The 20,391-nt window shown below is 41.9% G+C and carries 18 protein-coding genes; all 18 read right to left on the reverse strand.

Features of this window, described 5'->3' with window-relative positions:
- Positions 1-52 precede the first annotated feature (52 nt).
- Positions 53-1,108, reverse strand: a complete 1,056-nt coding sequence (gene asd / locus MPH60_RS13945) for an aspartate-semialdehyde dehydrogenase (RefSeq protein ID WP_098370982.1) — start codon at positions 1,106-1,108, stop codon at positions 53-55.
- A gap of 213 nt (positions 1,109-1,321) precedes the next feature.
- Positions 1,322-1,924 (reverse strand): dipicolinate synthase subunit B, encoded by a 603-nt coding sequence (locus tag MPH60_RS13950; protein WP_241591232.1) that lies wholly within the window; start codon positions 1,922-1,924, stop codon positions 1,322-1,324.
- Positions 1,921-2,823, reverse strand: coding sequence for a dipicolinic acid synthetase subunit A (gene dpaA / locus MPH60_RS13955; protein ID WP_241591311.1), 903 nt, complete (start codon positions 2,821-2,823; stop codon positions 1,921-1,923). Before dpaA ends, MPH60_RS13950 begins: the two co-directional genes overlap by 4 nt.
- Positions 2,824-3,048: 225 nt before the next feature.
- Positions 3,049-3,318: a YlmC/YmxH family sporulation protein gene (locus MPH60_RS13960; protein WP_241591230.1), complete on the reverse strand. Its 270-nt coding sequence runs from the start codon at positions 3,316-3,318 to the stop codon at positions 3,049-3,051.
- A 162-nt stretch (positions 3,319-3,480) separates the two neighbouring features.
- A complete protein-coding gene (locus MPH60_RS13965; RefSeq protein WP_241615843.1) occupies positions 3,481-4,707 on the reverse strand; it encodes a M16 family metallopeptidase in 1,227 nt (408 codons plus the stop codon).
- Between the two features lie 46 nt (positions 4,708-4,753).
- Positions 4,754-5,713, reverse strand: coding sequence for a polysaccharide deacetylase family protein (locus MPH60_RS13970; RefSeq protein WP_241591228.1), 960 nt, complete (start codon positions 5,711-5,713; stop codon positions 4,754-4,756).
- 157 nt (positions 5,714-5,870) lie between these two features.
- The gene (gene pnp / locus MPH60_RS13975; protein WP_230177479.1) at positions 5,871-7,988 is read right to left on the reverse strand and encodes a polyribonucleotide nucleotidyltransferase; all 2,118 of its coding nucleotides are present in this window, start codon (positions 7,986-7,988) and stop codon (positions 5,871-5,873) included.
- Positions 7,989-8,307: 319 nt separating this feature from the next.
- Positions 8,308-8,577 carry a 30S ribosomal protein S15 gene (rpsO, locus tag MPH60_RS13980; protein WP_053345367.1) on the reverse strand — a complete coding sequence of 90 codons (270 nt, stop codon included), beginning with the start codon at positions 8,575-8,577 and terminating at the stop codon, positions 8,308-8,310.
- A 135-nt stretch (positions 8,578-8,712) separates the two neighbouring features.
- Positions 8,713-9,663, reverse strand: coding sequence for a bifunctional riboflavin kinase/FAD synthetase (gene ribF, locus MPH60_RS13985; protein WP_241591225.1), 951 nt, complete (start codon positions 9,661-9,663; stop codon positions 8,713-8,715).
- 33 nt (positions 9,664-9,696) lie between these two features.
- Positions 9,697-10,617 (reverse strand): tRNA pseudouridine(55) synthase TruB, encoded by a 921-nt coding sequence (gene truB, locus MPH60_RS13990; protein ID WP_241591222.1) that lies wholly within the window; start codon positions 10,615-10,617, stop codon positions 9,697-9,699.
- A gap of 170 nt (positions 10,618-10,787) precedes the next feature.
- Complete coding sequence (gene rbfA, locus MPH60_RS13995; protein ID WP_101224680.1) at positions 10,788-11,147, reverse strand: 30S ribosome-binding factor RbfA; 360 nt, start codon at positions 11,145-11,147, stop codon at positions 10,788-10,790.
- A 17-nt stretch (positions 11,148-11,164) separates the two neighbouring features.
- The gene (locus MPH60_RS14000; RefSeq protein WP_057913375.1) at positions 11,165-11,446 is read right to left on the reverse strand and encodes a DUF503 domain-containing protein; all 282 of its coding nucleotides are present in this window, start codon (positions 11,444-11,446) and stop codon (positions 11,165-11,167) included.
- A complete protein-coding gene (gene infB, locus MPH60_RS14005) occupies positions 11,443-13,593 on the reverse strand; it encodes a translation initiation factor IF-2 (protein WP_241591220.1) in 2,151 nt (716 codons plus the stop codon). Before infB ends, MPH60_RS14000 begins: the two co-directional genes overlap by 4 nt.
- A 19-nt stretch (positions 13,594-13,612) precedes the next feature.
- On the reverse strand, positions 13,613-13,918 hold the full coding sequence (locus MPH60_RS14010) for a YlxQ family RNA-binding protein (RefSeq protein ID WP_034313614.1): 306 nt from the start codon (positions 13,916-13,918) through the stop codon (positions 13,613-13,615).
- Positions 13,919-13,922: 4 nt separating this feature from the next.
- A complete protein-coding gene (gene rnpM / locus MPH60_RS14015; RefSeq protein ID WP_061462443.1) occupies positions 13,923-14,198 on the reverse strand; it encodes an RNase P modulator RnpM in 276 nt (91 codons plus the stop codon).
- Positions 14,199-14,214: 16 nt separating this feature from the next.
- Positions 14,215-15,345 carry a transcription termination factor NusA gene (gene nusA / locus MPH60_RS14020; RefSeq protein ID WP_076366463.1) on the reverse strand — a complete coding sequence of 377 codons (1,131 nt, stop codon included), beginning with the start codon at positions 15,343-15,345 and terminating at the stop codon, positions 14,215-14,217.
- Positions 15,346-15,388: 43 nt separating this feature from the next.
- Complete coding sequence (rimP, locus tag MPH60_RS14025) at positions 15,389-15,862, reverse strand: ribosome maturation factor RimP (RefSeq protein WP_048684765.1); 474 nt, start codon at positions 15,860-15,862, stop codon at positions 15,389-15,391.
- Positions 15,863-16,055: 193 nt separating this feature from the next.
- Positions 16,056-20,378, reverse strand: a complete 4,323-nt coding sequence (locus tag MPH60_RS14030) for a PolC-type DNA polymerase III (protein WP_241591218.1) — start codon at positions 20,376-20,378, stop codon at positions 16,056-16,058.
- Between the last annotated feature and the right edge of the window lie 13 nt (positions 20,379-20,391).

The following is a 20,391-nucleotide window of genomic DNA, read 5'->3' on the forward strand; positions in this document are numbered from 1 at the left end:
TCTATCCTATTGGAATTTAATTTTCTGTCGAGTTCATTAAAGAATAAAATTTTTACTTAACGGTAACCAAACCTAATTTCAAAAGGCTCTCAGCAATTTGAACGGAATTCCAAGCTGCTCCTTTTAATAGATTATCGGAAACCACCCATAAATGGAAGCCTTTATCTTCATCCAAATCCTTGCGTATCCGACCGACGAATACATCATTCTTGCCGACGGATGAAGCAGGCGTAGGGTAAACTTGTTGTTCCGGTTCATCTTCTAACACTATTCCAGGTGCCGTTTTCATTAAATCTTTGATTTGAGAAGCCGCTATGCCTTCTTTTTCAACTTCAATGTATACAGATTCCGAATGACCTGTTACAACAGGAAGCCTCACGCAAGTTGCTGCCACTGGAAGGTCTTGCATATGCATGATTTTCTTTGTTTCATTAATCATTTTCATCTCTTCGAACGTGTACCCGTTATCTTGGAATTTATCGATTTGGGGAATGACGTTAAATGCGATTTGATAATGCTTTTCGTCGCCTTTTACCGGTAAAATTTTCGGATCTATTTCTTTTTCATCGAGCAAGTCGCGAGCTTGTTCCTTTAATTCATTTATCGCTGCTGCACCTGCACCCGAAACAGCCTGATAGGTAGAAACAACAATTTTTGATAAGCCGTATGTCTTGCGGATAGGTTCCAATGCCACAACCATTTGGATAGTTGAACAATTCGGATTTGCAATGATCCCATTATGCTGTTTCAAGTCTTCTTCATTTACTTCGGGAACGACTAGCGGCACATTTTCATCCATGCGGAATGCGCTTGTATTATCCACTACTATCGCACCGCGTTTCACTGCTTCTGGAGCCAATTCCTTAGACACGCTTCCTCCAGCACTGAATAAAGCGATATCGATGCCTTCAAAGCTTTCAGGTTTTGCTTCCTGCACTTCGATTTCTTCGCCCTTAAACGTAAGTTTGATTCCTGCGGAACGAGCCGATGATAAAAAAATGATTTTCTTAATCGGTAAGTCCCTCTGTTCGAGTGTTGAAATCATTTGTTGTCCTACTGCTCCAGTTGCTCCCACAACTGCAATACGCAATCCCTGTGTCTCAGTCATTTATACATACTCCTTTTCTATCTCTTAAATTAGTTATTTATTGGATTTACTGCTTCTTTTTCAGAATATCATTTATTTTATCACATTAACATTCCAAAGGGTCGCACTTTAACAAAATATTCTGGTAGTGGAGTGGTTTTTTATAACTTCAACCTACAAATTTATGCATATATGTCAGTCGATAGAAAGCGGGATTGAGGCAGAAATACTTTTTCAGACTAAATCATCCTTGAACCTTTCGACGATGACAGGTTGAATCTGTTCCCTTTCCAGTGCCGCCATGATCGTATCCCTTATCATGCTCATCCTTGCAACCATGGAACTTGGTTTGCCTTTGGGATTATCCTGGCCATATGGAACGAAATAAATGTCTTTAGCTGCCATCAGCCTCATTAGATTGACACCATTTAACCCAAGTGCATCATTTGTTGATATCGCGACCACGACTGGACGGTGATTTCTCATCGTCGCTTTTGCAGCCATAAGTACTGGCGAATCGGTAAGTGCATTTGCCATCTTACTCATTGAGTTACCCGTTAAAGGAGCGATCACCATGCAATCAAGTGGCAATTTAGGTCCTAAAGGCTCTGCTTTGACGATTGTATCAACGACATGGTTCCCCGTCAATTTTTCTATTCTTTCGACCCAGTCCTCTCCCTTTCCAAAACGGGTTTCCGTGTTTTGGACAGTGGATGTTACGATTGGAATGACTTCCGCTCCTTCATTTACAAGTTTTTCTATTTCCGGAAACACTTCATCATATGTGCAATGTGATCCTGTTAATCCGAAACCAATACGTTTCCCTTTGAGACTCATATCATTTTCCCCTTCCTTTTCAAGAACTCGCCTTGAATCAATAGTCCCAGTGCATTCGCCAATATCTGACCAGCTGTTTTCGGGGCAACTATACCCGGCAGGCTCGGTGCCAACAGCGCCTTAATTCCCCTTTTTTCAGCGTAACGAAAATCCGTCCCCCCCGGTTTTGAAGCAAGGTCGATGATTAATGTATGAACGGGCATATTGGCTATAACTTTTGCGGTAATTATCGGAAAAGGAATCGTATTGATACATATATCAACATCTTTCATTTCTGCAGCGAGTTCATTTAAATGAAAAGGAGCTAATGCCATTTCACTGATTCTCGCAATATCTTCGCTTTTTCTTGCCCCCACCTTCACTTTTGCTCCAAGTGCATGGAATGACCGGGCTACACTCATTCCGACCCTTCCCAGTCCGAGAACGGCTACATTCGATCCATGGATAGTAAAATCCGTATGTTGAATGGCCATCATGATTGCACCCTCAACAGTGGGAATCGAATTATAAATAGCCACATCATCACGTTCGAACAATAGAACGAGTTTGCGATCCACTTTCTTGAATATCTCATTAAGGTAGTCGTTACTGATTCCTGCATAAAAAATGCAATGTGCCGGGGTCTTTTTTATCATTTCTTCAGTCAAAACAACCTCTTCACTGGAAAAGATCGTTTCTACTTTCCCATCTGAATCCGTGCCCCGGACAGGTAAAATAACTGAATCTAATTCCTTGAAGTTTATATCTTCCATTTTTTCCTTAACCGCTCCGGTAAAAGCATGGTCGAGCTGTTCAAAACCTACCAATAATAGCTTTGCATCAAGCTCCGTCAGTTTACGGACAACTTCAAGCTGACGCGCATCTCCACCAATTACAGCGATTTGCATGCCTGTGAGCATTAAAACCGTCACCTTCTTTATATAAAAGATCCTAAACATTCCTTGCTTCATGATATACAATTCCTTCAGGAAGCAATTCGGTTTTTGCTACATTCTCTAGTTACCCTGCCATCTTATGTTTTCACTTAAAAAACGGTGATAAGAAAAGAAAAAACGCCATAGCTATTGCCAGCTAAGGCGTTTTCGAGCTTGCATTCCAAGAAGTTCAAGGTGCCGCGAGCGTGGTCATCCATCCATATGCTCTCCGTCTTTAAGTGAAAGTCCTTCCTGAAAATCAATGATGACCATATCTGCACCGATTTTTTTTATATGTTCCCAAGGAACTCTTATTTCACTGCCATTCCTTAAAAGGCCGAACCATTTAACAGATGGGATGATCAATGAGGTAATTTGTCCAGTTTCATCTATTTCCAAATCAGTCTGACCAAGGACCCCTAATCTCTCCGCCCTATTCACATCGACTATTTCCTTACCGCTCAATTCGCTCAACCTCAACTTTGCTTCCCCCTTTTTCTCCTTCTATTCAATCTATATCCGAAAAAGGTAAACTTAGAAGGCATTTGTCCAAATATTGTCCATAACATTGGATCCTCCCGCATTCAAAGAAAAAAAGCCTGACCTCCCATTAATTAAAGGAAGGTGCAGGCTTGTTCGTCATTATTTATCCCAGTTTTCCAGCGGGCTCACTAATGACAAGGAATGTTCCGTAAAGATCTGGTTTGCCAATTCATTGACAGTATCCTCCGTCACCTCGTCAATCTTGATGATGATATCATCAAGGGTACGGTGCTCACCCAACATCAGCTCATTTTTTCCGTTCCGGCTCATGCGGCTATTCGTGCTTTCAAGGCTAAGCATCAAGCTGCCTTTAAGTTGCTCTTTACTATTCCGTAATTCCTTTTCGGTAATGCCATCCCTCTTTAAAGTATCCAGTGTTTCCTGAATGGTTTCATACAGGCTGTCAAGCTGATTTGTGCCTGTCCCCCCATATACTGTCACCATACCGCTATCTTGATAGCTGGAATGATAGGAATAAACGGAATAGGCAAGGCCTCGTTGCTCCCTGACATCCTGGAATAGGCGGCTGCTCATGCTTCCTCCAAGAATATTATTCAAGGTAATCAGACTATATGTTTTATCATTTCCGATTTCCAAGCCTTTGTAACCAAGGCATAAGTGGGCTTGTTCCGTATCTTTTTTACGGGTGATCCTATTTTCATGGAAGGAAGGCTTGACCAATTCAAGACGATCTTCCCCTCCTTGATACGAGCCAAAGTAGCTTTCGACTTCTTTAATCATTTTTTCATCTACATTCCCAGCAATGGATACAACTACTTTATCGGGTGTATACATGTCATGGACGTATTTTTTTAATGTATCACTATTGAACGTTTCAAGCGTATTTTCCGTGCCAAGTATCGGATAGCCAAGGGGATGATTTTCATATACCGCCTTGCTTAAGAGGTCATGGACAATATCATCTGGTGTGTCTTCATACATTTTGATTTCTTCGTAAACGACATTTTTTTCTTTTTTCAATTCTTCCCCATCAAACGTTGAGTTGAAGAACATATCAGCAAGGATTTCAAGCGCATAGCTTGCATGGTTATCCATTACTTTTGCATAATAGCATGTATACTCTTTTGAAGTGAATGCATTCACCTGTCCGCCAATACTATCGAATGACTCGGCTATTTCACGCGCATTTCTCGTAGCTGTCCCTTTGAAGAACATATGCTCCAAGAAATGTGAAACCCCATTCAATTCCGGTGTTTCATTTCTTGAACCTGTTTTGATCCATACTCCAATTGCTGCAGAGCGTACAGTTGGAATATTTTCCAATACAATTCTAACTCCATTTTGACACGTGTATTTCTTAATCAACTAACATTCCTCCCAATCATTCTATGCTGCTATCGTAACCAATACATTATGGATTCGATCGCTCTTCATCTACTGCTTCCGAAACGGTAACAACATCTAAGTCTTTCTTTTTTATTTCAATTATTAACGTTTCCAAAGATTTTGCAGTAGATTCCGTCGGATGCATCAATATAAATGCTCCTGGGTGTACCTTAGAAAGCACTCTTTGTTGAAGGACTTCAGGGCTTGGCTTTTGCCAGTCGATCGTATCCACACTCCACATGACGGTCTCCATACCGAAAGAATCCGCGATTTTCACCGTTTCGTCCCGGTAGCTTCCACTTGGTGGTGCGAACCATTTCATTTTCAAACCCGTCACCGCTTCAATGACTTCGTTCGTTTTTCGAATTTCCTCACGTGTAGCTTGTGCGGAGATGTTTTTCATATCGGGATGTGAATAAGAATGATTTCCAATTTCATGTCCGCCACCCTTGATCATCTTGGCCAAATCTGGGTTTTTCTTGGTCCAATTGCCTTCCAGGAAAAAAGTCGCCTTGACATTATACTTTTTTAATACGGCCAACATATCTTGTAAGTATTCATTCCCCCAGGCCACATTGATTAAAAATGAAACGACTGGCTTTTCGGGATGGGCACGGTAAATCGGAGCCGAATCCAGATCCTCCATATGTATCTTCGCAGGAACCTGCTGAAACACCAGCTTATCTTTATCGAACACGCCCTCCTTCTTCATGGCTTTATACGAATCATCAATATTTACCTTCAGGCCGTTATATGCAGGAACGGTTTTCCAGACAGAATCTATTCGTGCATCCTGTGGTGCAATCTCATATTTTTTTGTTGATTCTTTTATTTGTAAAAGAAGCTCGTCTTCTTGCTTCATTGAAGCAACTGAATCATCGGTTAATTGGGTCAAATAAATTTGTGTATATGGATTTTGCACTAATAACCATGATATACCTGCAATGGCACTTATCGCAACTATCTGCTTCCATTTATTATTCATTTTTTACGCCCCCTTCATACCAAAATGTATGAAGAAAACGGACAAGGTAGAACATGACATCCTTTTAACGCCATTCACACTATGGATATTCCCATACTTTCAAACAAAAAAAGCATGCAGATTCACAAGGAACCGCATGCCGGATTTTCATTTTTCATTACGATTGAGAAGGGTTGGCTGCCTCTTTTTGCTCTTTCAAGACCGCTTTACGGGAAAGGTTTACCCTTCCTTGCTTATCGATCTCAGTAACTTTGACCAATAATTCATCGCCAAGTGAAACGACATCTTCCACTTTTCCGACTCTTTCTTCAGCCAGTTCAGAAATATGTACCAAACCGTCTTTACCGTTAAAGATTTCAACGAAGGCACCGAACTTTTCGATACGTTTAACTTTACCTAAGTATAGTTCGCCCACTACGACTTCACGTACGATGTCCTCAATGATTTTCTTCGCTTTTTGAATCATTGGTTCATCAGTAGAAGATATGAATACCGTTCCATCTTGTTCGATGTCGATTTTCACGCCAGTTTCTTCAATGATTTTGTTGATATGTTTTCCGCTCGGTCCAATCACATCACGGATCTTATCCGGATTTATGGACATTGTAACGATTTTTGGAGCATATTTGGATAACTGCTCACGCGGTTGATTGATTGTTGACATCATTGATTCCAAAATATGCATCCGGCCATGTTTGGCTTGAAGTAAAGCTTCTTCAAGGATCTCTCTTGATAGACCCTCAATCTTAATATCCATTTGCAGGGCAGTAACACCTTTTGAAGTACCTGCGACTTTAAAGTCCATGTCTCCCAGATGGTCTTCCATTCCTTGAATATCCGTTAAGATTGTATAGTGCTCACCTGATTTGACAAGTCCCATGGCAATACCGGCAACTGGAGCTTTCAATGGAACACCGGCATCCATCATTGCCAAAGTGCTTGCACAGATACTTGCTTGTGATGTTGAACCGTTTGATTCAAGCACTTCAGAAACAAGTCTGATTGTATAAGGGAAGTCTTTATCGTTTGGAATAACAGGCTCCAATGCCCTTTCACCAAGTGCACCATGACCGATTTCACGGCGTCCTGCCCCACGGATAGGTCCAGTTTCACCGACACTGAAATGCGGGAAGTTATAGTGGTGCATAAAACGTTTTGACTCTTCGGTACCAAGTCCGTCCAGAATCTGCACATCACCAAGTGCACCTAATGTACAGATGGATAGAGCTTGGGTTTGTCCGCGTGTGAACAATCCGGAACCATGTGTACGTGGCAGAATGGTAACTTCCGATGATAATGGTCTGATTTCGTCAGGATTACGGCCATCCGGACGCACTTTTTCTTCCGTGATTAAACGACGGACTTCGGATTTGACCAATTTATTGAGGATTTCTTTGATTTGCTTTAATTTTTCTTCATCAGTTTCTTCCTCATAATGACCCAATACACGATCTTTTACTTCTTTGATCGCGTCTTCACGAGCATGTTTTTCCTGAACTTGTACAGCTTTGTTCAAGTCTGCTTCACATAGGCCTTTCACTTCTGCTTCCAGTTCTGCATCCACTTGATATAAAGTGACCTGCATTTTTTCCTTGCCGATTTCAGCAACGATTTTCTCTTGGAATGCAATGATCTTCTTGATTTCATCATGTCCAAACATGATTGCTTCAAGCATCGTTTCCTCTGGTACTTCATTTGCTCCGGCTTCAACCATGTTGATAGCATCTTTAGTGCCGGCAACCGTCAGATTGATGTCACTTTTAGCTAGTTGGTCTACAGTAGGGTTAATAATGAATTCATTATTGATCCTTCCCACTACAACTCCGGCAATTGGACCTTCGAACGGAATATCCGAAACTGAAAGTGCAAGTGAAGAACCTAGCATAGCTGCCATTTCCGTAGAACAATCTTGATCGACACTCATGACCATGCTGATGATCTGAACATCATTCCTGAAGCCATCGGCGAAAAGCGGACGGATTGGACGGTCAATCAAGCGGCTTGCAAGAATTGCCCTTTCACTCGGTCGTCCTTCACGTTTAATGAAGCCTCCCGGAATTTTACCGACTGCATAAAGTCTTTCTTCGTAGTTGACTGTCAAAGGGAAAAAGTCGACATTTCTAGGTTCCTTCGAAGCCGTTGCTGTACTTAATACAGCAGTCTCTCCATAACGGACTAAAACTGCCCCGTTCGCTTGTTTGGCCAATTGCCCTATCTCTACCGTTACATTACGGCCGGCCCAGTCAAATGAATACGTATGTTTTTCCTGTCCCATTTATTAAACCCCTCTCTGAATCTTCACTTAGAGGCTTAGTTTACCTAAACCTGTATTGGATAAATCATTTATATGTGAAAAGTAACTGAACTCGAGTTAAAACCAAACTATTCCTATTATGCACGAAAAAAACAAGCATTAACAGTAAAATGAATAAAAATTTCATTCATTTGATTATGTATATCCCGATCATTTATAAATGGAAAAGGACCCGGCTCCTGCCGAGTCCCAAGGACGAAGGCCCAGCCTTAAGTAGAATACGTCCAAATCATTTGATTAACATCAAAAAAGCGGGAAATTTCCCGCCTTCCTGAAAAAATTATCTACGTAGACCTAATTTGTTAATTAGTGTACGGTAACGAGTAACGTCTTTGTTACGTAGGTAAGTTAAAAGATTACGACGTTTACCTACCATTTTTAGAAGACCGCGACGTGAATGGTGGTCTTTTTTGTGTGTGCGTAAGTGACCGTTCAAGTTGTTGATTTCTTCTGTTAATACTGCGATTTGAACTTCTGGAGAACCAGTGTCAGTATCGTGAGTTCTGAACTCAGCGATAAGTTCGTTTTTGCGTACTTGTGTAATTGCCATGTTATTATTCCTCCTAAAATTCTGTAAAATCACCTATTACCGAGCCAGCGTCGGAGTCTCGACTAGCCAAGCAATGGTTATTTTCATACATACAATAGAATACATGTTTTTCATTAAAATTGCAAGTCTTGTCTTTTATCCTTCAAGATTTGCAAAATAGTCTATGGCATTTTGCTTATCCGTTTCAATCTGAGCGACCAATGCTTCAAGTCCGGAAAATTTCTGCTCACTCCGAAGTCTTGTATGCCATTCAACCGAGACCTGGCTGCCATAAATATCACCCGAGAACTCCAAGGCATGAACCTCCACAGTCGGATATTTAGGCTTTTCTTCGTGGAATGTAGGTTTGTAGCCGACATTGCAAACCCCTTTATACCATTTACCGCTTATTTTGATCCTGACGGCATATACGCCGGCAGCAGGAAAAATATAATCATCACCCACTTCAATATTAGCGGTGGGAAAACCCAATTTCCTGCCCCGCTTTTCACCGTGAACGACATGACCTTTCGTTAAATAGCGGCGGCCAGCCAAATGATAAAAGTCGGTAAAGCTGCCATTACCGAGAGTTTCCCTGATTCTCGTCGAGCTAACCTTTTCATCTTCAATTGTCTGTTTTGCGACGACTGTCTGTGAAAATCTGCCCTGTGCATAAACAGGCAAATCTTCCATCGATCCTTGACCATAGCGACCGTAGGAATAATCAAAGCCTGCAACTACGTGACGGACATTCAGCCCGGCAATGTATTCGTCAACGAACCGTTCCGGCAGTACCGAAGCAAATTCCTTGCTGAAATGGACAATGAATAAATAATCTATCTCCATCGACTCTATGATATCCACTTTATCTTCAAGTGGAGTGATATAGCGGATATTTTCCGTTTTCCTACCCAGTACTGCAGAAGGATGCGGGTCAAATGTCATTACTGCTGACTTAAGATTCATTTCTTCGGCTTTTTGCTTGGCGGTCTGAATAACTATCTGATGACCTTTATGTATACCATCAAAAAATCCAAGCGCCATTACAAGCTCGGGAAAATCATCCGAATTAAATTGATGAGGATGCTCTATTGCGATCACTTTCACCTTTCAATCTCCTCTTTCCGGCGGTAAAACGGTCTATAATTCTTGTGCCAATACTTTTACAGGTTTAATTAATCCCTCTTTTGTCGGATGTATTTGATAAATGGCAATGGCCTTATCTGCTGGGTCGACCATAACAAAAGGCATCCCTTTATCAACAACAACATCCTTTGGTTGCTCCAATACCGCACCGTTAAGTACTTTCTTTGCTACTTTATCACTAATCTGAAATTTGGGCAAATGAAATAATCCCCGTTCCAAAGGCAGCAGAAAATTATCCGTTTGTCCACTTTCCATGAAGTCTTCCACTTCAGCAAATGTGAAACAATCCTCCTGCTTAAAGCCTGCTGATTCAATGCGGGTCAAGTCTGACATATGGGCAGGAAAACCCAATTCCTCCCCCATCATGACTGCAAGCGTCCGAATATATGTTCCTTTGCTGCATTTGACGCGAAACCGAAAAGAAATGGTCTCCCCTTTGAATTCAGAACGATCATCGAGAAGGGTAATATCATAAATGGTGACCTCCCTTGTCGGCCTCTCCACTTCCACCCCTGCACGGGCATATTCATATAACTTCTTCCCGTTTACCTTTACTGCTGAATACATTGGCGGCGTCTGTTCAATCTTTCCAGTCAGTGATTCCAGCACTTCCAAAATCCGTTTACGCTGAATCACTTGATCAACCTTTTTCTCTTCCACTTTTTCACCGCTTGCGTCTTCAGTCGTCGTTGAAAAACCAAGGGTAACTTCCCCTTCATACGCTTTACCGGCTTCTGTCAAATATTCGGCTATCTTGGTTGCCCTGCCAATACAAATAGGTAAAACTCCTGTTACATCAGGATCTAAAGTACCTGTGTGCCCAACCTTTTTTGTCTTTAGGATCTTTCTTAATTTAAAAACACAATCATGGGATGTCAATCCCTTGGGTTTCCATAATGGAAGAATACCGTTCACGCTTTCACCTCATCATTTATAAAACACCCTAAATTACCATCATAAAAACAAAATGAATTCCAATTCCGATAGGTGTTTTTCGCTTTTTTACATATCCATTTTTCAAAAAAAAGAGGCCGACTTCAAGAAGTGCAAAGCACTTATTGAGTCGGCCTCCTTTTACTGCTTGCTTATTCCTCGTCTTTTTCAGCCGGTTTATTGATTTGGGAAATCAACGACTCGATACGATTACCATAATCGACCGATTCATCAAATTCAAAAAACAGCTCAGGGGTTTTGCGAAGGCGGATCCGCTGCCCAATTTCTGAACGCATGAATCCTTTCGCCTTAGCTAGACCTTGCAGGGTTTTCTCCCTTTGTTCCTGGTCACCCAAAACGGAAATATAAACTGTTGCCTGTTGTAAATCGCCTGTAACCGCGACATCCGTCACAGTAACAAATCCGATTCTTGGATCTTTAATTTTTCGGCCGATAATTTCACTCAGCTCTTTTTTCATTTGTTCGCCAACACGATTTGAACGAAGGCTCATAATATCACCTCGATAGCCTAAAGCCAGTCTATATCTGTTATTGTTCGCTCTAGTTCCGGAAAAGAATCTAGAAATTTAAGGGCATTTTGAAGTTCCCGTTCAGTAGCCTTCCTCGAGGATGTTACGGTAACGATAGTAATCTTTGTCCGCTGCCATAAATCCTGAAAATCGGTTTCAGCTACAGAAATATTGAACTTCTGCTTAAGCCGTGTCATGACACGCTGAAGCACGGCCCTTTTTTCTTTCAAAGAATGGGTGTCATGGATGATGCATTCACATTGGACAGAGCCAACGATCATTTACGTTCAATCTCTTCCATAACATACGCTTCAATTACATCGCCTTCTTTAAGGTCGTTGTAATTTTTAATCGTAATACCGCACTCATAGTTCGTTGCCACTTCTTTTACATCATCTTTAAAGCGTTTCAATGCATCAATTTCACCTTCGAAAATGACGACACCTTGACGAATTAAGCGAATTCCGCTGTCACGAGTAATTTTTCCTTCTGTAACGTAAGAACCGGCAATCGTACCCACCTTTGATACTTTGAAAGTCGTACGGACTTCAGCCTGACCGATAATTTTTTCTTCGAATTCAGGGTCAAGCATCCCTTTCATAGCCGACTCGATCTCTTCGATCGCTTTGTAGATGATGCGGTGAAGGCGGACATCAACATTTTCTGATTCAGCTGCACGCTTCGCATTCACGTCAGGACGGACGTTGAATCCGATGACGATTGCATTCGAAGCTGTAGCAAGGATGATGTCAGACTCTGTGATAGCACCGACGCCAATGTGTATGATTTTCACTTTAGCGCCTTCCACTTCTATTTTATTCAGGGAAGCGGCTACTGCTTCCGCAGAACCTTGAACATCAGCCTTTAAAATGATGTTCAATTCTTTTATTTCCCCTTCTTTCATTTGCTCGAACAATGTATCTAGGGTTACACGGGACTTTTCATTACGTTGTGACGCAAGTTGCCTTTGTGCACGCACTTCCCCAACTTGACGGGCCGTTTTCTCATCTTCAAAGACGATGAAACGATCTCCGGCCTGTGGCACTTCGTTCAAACCAGTGATTTCAACAGGTGTTGATGGACCTGCATCCTTAACACGGCGTCCAAGATCGTTAACCATGGCACGAACACGTCCGAATGTATTACCGATAACGATCGGATCGCCGATTTTCAACGTTCCGTTTTGAACTAGTAAAGTGGCAACCGATCCGCGCCCTTTATCCAAACGTGCTTCGATGACCGTTCCATTTGCTTTACGAGATGGATTAGCTTTATACTCCTCCACTTCACTGACAAGAAGAATCATTTCAAGCAAGCTGTCGATTCCTTCACCGTTTTTAGCTGAAATTGGTACGAAGATCGTGTCTCCGCCCCATGCTTCAGAAACTAAACCGTGTTCTGTCAATTCTTGCATGACACGGTCCGGATTGGCAGCTTCTTTATCCATCTTATTGACAGCGACGATAATTGGAACTTCTGCCGCTTTAGCATGGTTGATCGCTTCAATCGTTTGAGGCATAACGCCATCATCCGCAGCGACGACAAGGATGGTGATATCGGTAACTTGTGCACCGCGGGCACGCATTGTTGTAAACGCAGCATGGCCTGGTGTATCCAGGAATGTTATTTTCTTATCATTAACTTTAACTTGATAAGCACCGATATGCTGAGTGATTCCGCCCGCTTCACCTTCAGTTACTTTTGTATGGCGTATAGAATCAAGCAATGTCGTTTTACCATGGTCAACGTGTCCCATGATCGTCACGACAGCCGGACGTTCGATCAAATCTTCAGATGCGTCCTCAGTGACAAGTGATTCCAGGTCTGTTAGGTCGATACGAATCTCTTCTTCGGCCACTACACCGTATTCCGCACAAATCAATTCAATTGCATCTTTATCCAAAGTCTGGTTGATTGTTGCCATAACACCAAGCATAAAGAGCTTTTTAATGATTTCAGAAGGTTCACGGTGAAGTTTTTTTCCAAGTTCCATAACCGTCAAAGACTCATAAAACGTAATTTTCTCTGGAAGTTCCCTTTCTTTACGTTTTGTAACAGGTGCCTGAGGCGCTTGTTGTCTTTGTTTATTATTTTTATTCTTGTTATTGCGACCCTTGTTGAACTGACCTGTTGGTTTTTTCGTCCCTACAGGTTTAACTGGTGGTTTCTTCTTCAGTTTTTCTTTATTGACTGTGCTCTTTTCATCCGCTTCAGCTTCGTACTTCGCTACCGTAGCGTTAGCTTTTGGTTCTTGGCTTTTATCTTCGTTTTTAGGTTTGATTGAATCGTTTAATTTATTTACAGTTGAATCGTCTAATGCTGTCATATGGTTTGTTACCTCTATATTCATTTCTTTAAGTTTATTTATTACATCCTTGCTTGAAACGTTCTTTTGTTTTGCATATTCATATACACGCAATTTTGTCATACGTTCACCCCCGTAAAATTTAATCGAGCAGCGTTCGGAGTTTTTGTGCAAAACCTTCATCCAGAACTGCGACGGCAACTCTAGCATCCTTGCCTATCGCATGGCCGAGCAATGACCTGCTTTCGACTCTTTTTAAAGGAACCTGATAAAATGCGCACTTATCAGATATTTTTTTTTCAGTGTTTTTTGAAGCGTCCGCGGATAAAATAACAACTTTGGCATTACCGCTTCTAATCTCTTTAACCACTAATTCTTCACCCGAAATTAGCTTGCGTGCTCGATTGGCCAAACCTAATAGAGACATCCATTGTTGTTGTTGGGTCATGATGTTAGTTTTTCTCCTTATTCACTAATTCAAGCAATTGTTCATAAAGGGAAGAATCGATTTGGGTACTAAGGTGATTAGCCAGCACATTTTTCTTTTTGGCCAGCTCGATAACATCCCGATCAAGAGTCAAATAAGCTCCCCTTCCAGATTTCTTTCCGGTAGGATCCAGGCTGACTTCCCCTTCTTTAGATCGAACGATGCGAATGAGTTCTTTCTTCGGCTTCATTTCGCCTGTAGCCACACATTTACGCATCGGGATTTTTTTTCGGCTATTCATCTTTTTTCACCTCGAATTACTCGTTATCCTCTTCGAAATCTGTTTCCTCTTCAGTAACATAACTATCTCTGCTCAAAAGGAATTCCTGTTCTTCCACAGGATAAATACCAGCTTCGCGGGCTTCCGTTTCACTCTTGATATCAATTTTCCAGCCTGTAAGCTTGGCAGCTAAACGGGCATTTTGTCCACGCTTACCAATTGCCAGCGAAAGTTGATAATCCGGAACGATTACAGTCGTCGCCTTTTCCTCTTCTTTAACAATAACTTCAAGTACTTTTGAAGGGCTTAAAGCATTCGCGACGAAAATGACCGGATTCTCCGACCATTTGACGATATCGATTTTTTCACCTTTCAATTCATTGACGATGGCCTGGACACGCTGTCCTTTTTGGCCTACACAAGAACCGACTGGATCTACTTCTTCGTTATCGGAGTGCACGGAGATTTTTGAACGGTCGCCTGCTTCGCGGGCAACTGACTTAATTTCTACTGTTCCATCGAAAATTTCAGGCACTTCGATTTCGAATAAACGTTTTAAAAGGCCAGGATGTGAACGGGATACAAAAATTTGCGGGCCCTTGGAAGTCTTTTCAACTTTAGTGATGAAAACTTTAATGCGATCATGTGGCTTATACTGTTCATTCGGCATTTGCTCATTCACCGGGAGCAATGCTTCGATTTTACCTAGGCTCACATAAATGAATCGGGAATCCTGGCGTTGAACGATGCCAGTCATGATATCCTCTTCACGATCGATGAATTCGGCATAAATGATGCCCCGTTCCGCTTCACGCACCCTTTGAGTGACGACTTGTTTTGCTGTTTGTGCAGCAATACGGCCGAAATCTTTAGGTGTTACTTCCATTTCGACAATATCCTCTAACTGATAGTTGGGATCAATTGCTCTTGCTTCTTCAACAGAAATTTCCAGACGTGAATCGAACACTTCGTCTACAACGTCTTTTCTGGCAAATACACGCATTGTCCCTTTACCAAGATTCAAGTCGATACGTACATTTTGTGCTTGGTTAAAGTTACGGCGGTATGCCGATATAAGGGCAGATTCAATCGCGTCGATCAAAACCTCCCTGGAAATTCCCTTTTCGTTTTCTAAAATATAGAGAGCATCCAATAACTCATTGCCCATGGTGATCCCCCTTACGGATATTTAAATTAATGATTTGCTTGACTTAAGCGAAGGTAATCGCCAATCTTGCTTTCGCTACCTTTTCGAATGGTATGACGATCGTTTTCTTTCTTGTCTTGATTCTGACTTCGAGTGTCACTTCTTCACCATCGAAACTGGTTAAGATTCCTTCGAATTCTTTTTCATCTAAAATGGGCTCGTATGTTTTTATGTAAACATTTTTACCGATAGCATTAAGGAAATCCTTCTCTTTTTTCAGAGGCCTTTCAGCTCCGGGTGATGAAACTTCGAGAAAATAATTTTGTGGAATCGGATCAACCTCATCAAGCTTTTCACTGAGTTTTTCACTCACATTTCCGCAATCATCAATATCTACGCCTGTTTCTTTATCAATGTACACTCGAAGGAACCAGCTTTTACCTTCCTTCACATACTCCACTTCGACTAATTCAAGCTGCAATTCTTCAAGAATTGGTAATGCTAATTCCTCTACGACTTCCGTTACCTTTTTACTCATTTGTTTCCTCCATACGTGCGTTGTATGCGCTTGGTTTCGGATTCAAAATTAAATGGTCAATACAACACGAAAGAGTGGGTTTCCCCACTCTTTCCATTGGTTCGTCTTAGTATTTCCAATAAAAATATACCATAATCAAGATATTTATGCAAATATCATGTCTGTTTCTTCCTTTTTGGTATCCGTTCCCTCTTTAAAATAAAGATAACTGATTTTGTTCAGGCAATGACTCCAGACAGCCTTGTTTATCAAGGTATTCAAGGATGGTCTTCGAAACCTTCCCACGTTGCTGAAGGTCTTCTTTGGAGAGGAATTCACCATTTTTCCGTGCATTGACAATATTGATCGCCGCATTCGTCCCAAGACCCGGTATCGAATTGAAAGGCGGTATCAATGTATTTCCTTCAATTAAGAATTGATCTGCACTGGATTTGTACAAGTCAACTTTAGCGAAGGAATATCCGCGTTCACACATTTCCAATGCAAGTTCGAGAACCGTCAATGTATTCTTTTCCTTGGTGGATGCATCCAATCCCTTTACCATGATTTCTTCCATTTTCGATTTGATGGCCTGCGATCCCCGAGTCATGGCGTCGATTTCAAAATCATCGGCACGCACTGTGAAATAGGCTGCATAATACAATAAAGGCAAATGGACTTTAAAATAAGCAATCCGGACAGCCATTAAGACGTAAGCTGCAGCATGGGCTTTCGGGAACATGTATTTAATCTTCTTACATGAATCGATATACCATTCGGGTACCTCATTTTTCCTCATTTCCTCTTCGAATTCCTCAGAGAGCCCTTTCCCTTTACGTACAGATTCCATGATTTTAAACGCCAGGGAAGGATCAAGACCTTGATAAATCAGATAGACCATAATATCATCCCGGCAGCCTATAACCTCACTCAGTGTACATATCCGGTTGTGAATCAGTTCCTGTGCATTGCTCAGCCATACATCCGTACCATGGGAAAGCCCCGAAATCTGAACAAGCTCGGAAAATGTCGTAGGTTTCGTATCTTCAAGCATTTGCCGGACAAAGCGCGTACCAAATTCCGGGATGCCAAGCGTACCCGTTTTACACATGATCTGTTCTTCGGTAACCCCTAAAGATTCAGTGCTGCTGAATATTTTCATTACTTCTGGATCATCGGTAGGAACGGTCTTTGGATCGATGCCGCTTAAATCTTGAAGCATCCGGATTACAGTCGGATCATCGTGTCCAAGTATATCAAGTTTCAAAATATTATCGTGAATGGAATGGAAATCAAAGTGAGTAGTTTTCCATTCGGAATTCCTGTCATCCGCAGGGAACTGAATAGGGGTGAAATCATAGATATCCATATAATCAGGAACAACGATGATTCCGCCCGGATGCTGCCCTGTCGTCCGTTTCACACCAGTACAGCCGGCAACAAGGCGATCAGTCTCGGCTCCACGCATATGGATGTTATTATCCGAGGAATACCCCTTTACATATCCATAAGCCGTTTTTTCGGCGACCGTACCAATCGTCCCTGCACGATATACATATTCTTCTCCGAATAAGACTTTCGTATAGTTATGGGCCTTCGGCTGATATTCACCGGAGAAGTTCAAGTCGATATCGGGAACCTTATCCCCTTTAAACCCAAGGAAAGTTTCAAACGGGATATCATGCCCGTCTTTTGTATAAGCAATGCCGCAATCGGGACAGTCTTTATCCGGCAGGTCAAACCCGGAACCTACAGAACCGTCATTGAAGAATTCGGATTTCTTGCACTCCGGACATACATAATGCGGCGGAAGCGGATTTACCTCTGTAATTTCAGTCATGGTGGCAACGAAAGATGATCCAACCGATCCCCTTGAACCAACTAGATAACCATCATTCAATGATTTTTTAACAAGTTTGTGAGAAATTAAATAAATAACGGCAAAACCGTGGCCGATGATGCTTTTCAATTCTTTCTCAAGACGGGCTTCCACGATCTCCGGCAGGTTCTCTCCATAGATCTTCCTTGCCATGCCATAACTCATTTCACGCATCTCTTCATCTGCACCTTCAATTTTAGGTGTATATAACTCATCCTTGATTGGCTTGATTTCATCAATCATATCAGCGATTTTATTCGTGTTGGTAACCACGACCTCTTTAGCTTTCTCGGAACCGAGGAAGGAGAATTCCCGCAGCATTTCATCTGTTGTCCGAAAATGTACGTCAGGAAGCTTATGACGATTCAGCGGATTGGCGCCGCCTTGTGAATTCACAAGGATTTTACGGTAAATTTTATCATTCGGATCCAAATAATGCACATTTCCCGTAGCTACGACTGGCTTATCCAATTTTTCACCAAGCTTGACGATATTGGAGATGATCGTTTCTAATGATTTATCATCCCGTACATATTCAAGCTCAATCAAATGCTGATACACTTCCTTCGGATGGATTTCAAGATAATCGTAGAATTCGGCAATATCGACGACTTCCTCAAAACCCTTCTGCATCATCCCTTCAAAAACTTCCCCTTTATCGCAACCCGATCCTACCAAGATTCCTTCACGATACTTTTTAAGTTGCGAGCGCGGTAATCGGGGAACACGATAGAAATAATCGATGTGTGATATTGAAATTAATTTGAAAAGGTTTTTTAACCCAGCCTGTGTTTGCGCGATCAGCGTACAATGGGACGGCCGGGACCGCTGATAAGCATTTCCTTTACCCATATTGTCATTAAGTTGATCATGATGGGTAATCTCCCTTTCCATCGCATCCTTCAGCATCTTCAGCATAAGGTAACCTGTAGCTTCGGCGTCATAAATGGCCCTATGATGCTGGGTCAAATCAATATCGAACTTTTTACATAATGTATTTAACCGGTGATTTTTAAACTCCGGATATAAGAAACGGGCAAGTTCCAATGTATCAAGAACAGGATTGGAAGCTTTAGGATAACCCAAGTTTTTATAACCTATATTCAAAAAGCCCATATCGAAAGCTGCGTTGTGGGCAACCAGGATCGCATCGCCCGCCCAGTCCTTGAACTTTTCTAGTACTTCCGAGACTTCTGGAGCATTTTGTACAAGATCATCAGTGATACCAGTCAACTCTATCGTCGTATTGGAAAGTGGATGATGCGGATTCGCAAATGACTCGAATCGATCAATGATGTCACCGTCACGAATTTTCACTGCAGCAAATTCAATGATCGTATCATAAACGGCTGACAGTCCTGTCGTCTCTACGTCAAACACAACATATGTGGCATCTGCCAAAGCGATATGCGCCTCATTATAAACAATGGGTACACCATCATTTACAAGATTCACTTCGACGCCATAAAGGATTTTGATACCATTCTTTTTACCGGCACTATAAGCTTCAGGAAAGGATTGTGCTCCAGCATGATCCGTAATGGCCACGGCCTTATGCCCCCACTTTGCAGCCTGGGCAACAAGTGCAGAAGTAGGTGTCACTGCATCCATCTGGCTCATTGGGGTATGCATATGCAGTTCTACACGCTTTTCACCTTCTGGAGCCTTATCCTGCCGTCCTTGTTTAGAAATTTCATTTATATCATTTGCGATCATTACAAGGTCACGTACGAATGTATCATTTTGGATGCTTCCTTGAGCACGTACCCACATCCCTTTTTTCACACGGGCAAGTATGGCAGCATCTTCTTTATCACGCGAAAACATTTTGACCAATATCGAGCTCGTATAATCAGTGACTTTAAAAGTCAACAGGCTTCGTCCGCTGCGTAACTCACGCACTTCTGCATCAAATACGAAGCCTTCGATAGCAATCCTGCGCTCTTCATCAATAATTTGTTCGATTCTGCGGAAATCCGCATCTTCTTTAATCGTATAGCCAATTTTAACCGGTCCGTCGTAGACGGCATCGTCGCCGCCTTTTTCCGATTCTTTTTTCTGCATTTCCACTAGGGCAGCAAGTCCCTTTTCTGCGTCTTCCTTTTGTTTCTCTTCTAAGAACTTTTGGTAATCAGGATTCGAAACCGTTTCCTTCACTTCCGCTTCAAGTGTCAACGGAGGAAAACCGAATGTTTGGTAGATATTCGAAATGATGCCGGAGTATTTTCGTTTCAACTGACCAGCCTCCGTATCATTTCGGGCGCTGACGATAAGCTTATATCCATTCACCGTTGGCACTTGTTCATTCAGAAGTGATAACAGTGCTGGAGACATGCCTTCAAGCTCACTGATGCAGTTTTTCCAATACTCTTTTACCAATTGATCCGTCACCTGCGGATTGGCCACATTCAAGTTGAATGTGACCTTTGCAATATGGGAAAACGTACTTGCTAGATGAGTAGCAAGTCTTGTATGAACACTGCAAGGAATTAATGCAGGTATATTAAAAGCAAAATGCCATGTTTTGGACTCCCTCTCGATTGAGAGTTTATCAATTTCGGCACCTATGAAATAATTCACAAAGGCATCCTCAGTCAAGTCCATTTGCTGGAGCAAGAGTTGAAATCTCTCTCTACCGCTATTTGGATTTTGATCCATTCCCTCTCTCCCC

The sequence above is a fragment of the Peribacillus sp. Aquil_B1 genome (assembly GCF_022603275.1).
Lineage (GTDB): Bacteria > Bacillota > Bacilli > Bacillales > DSM-1321 > Peribacillus.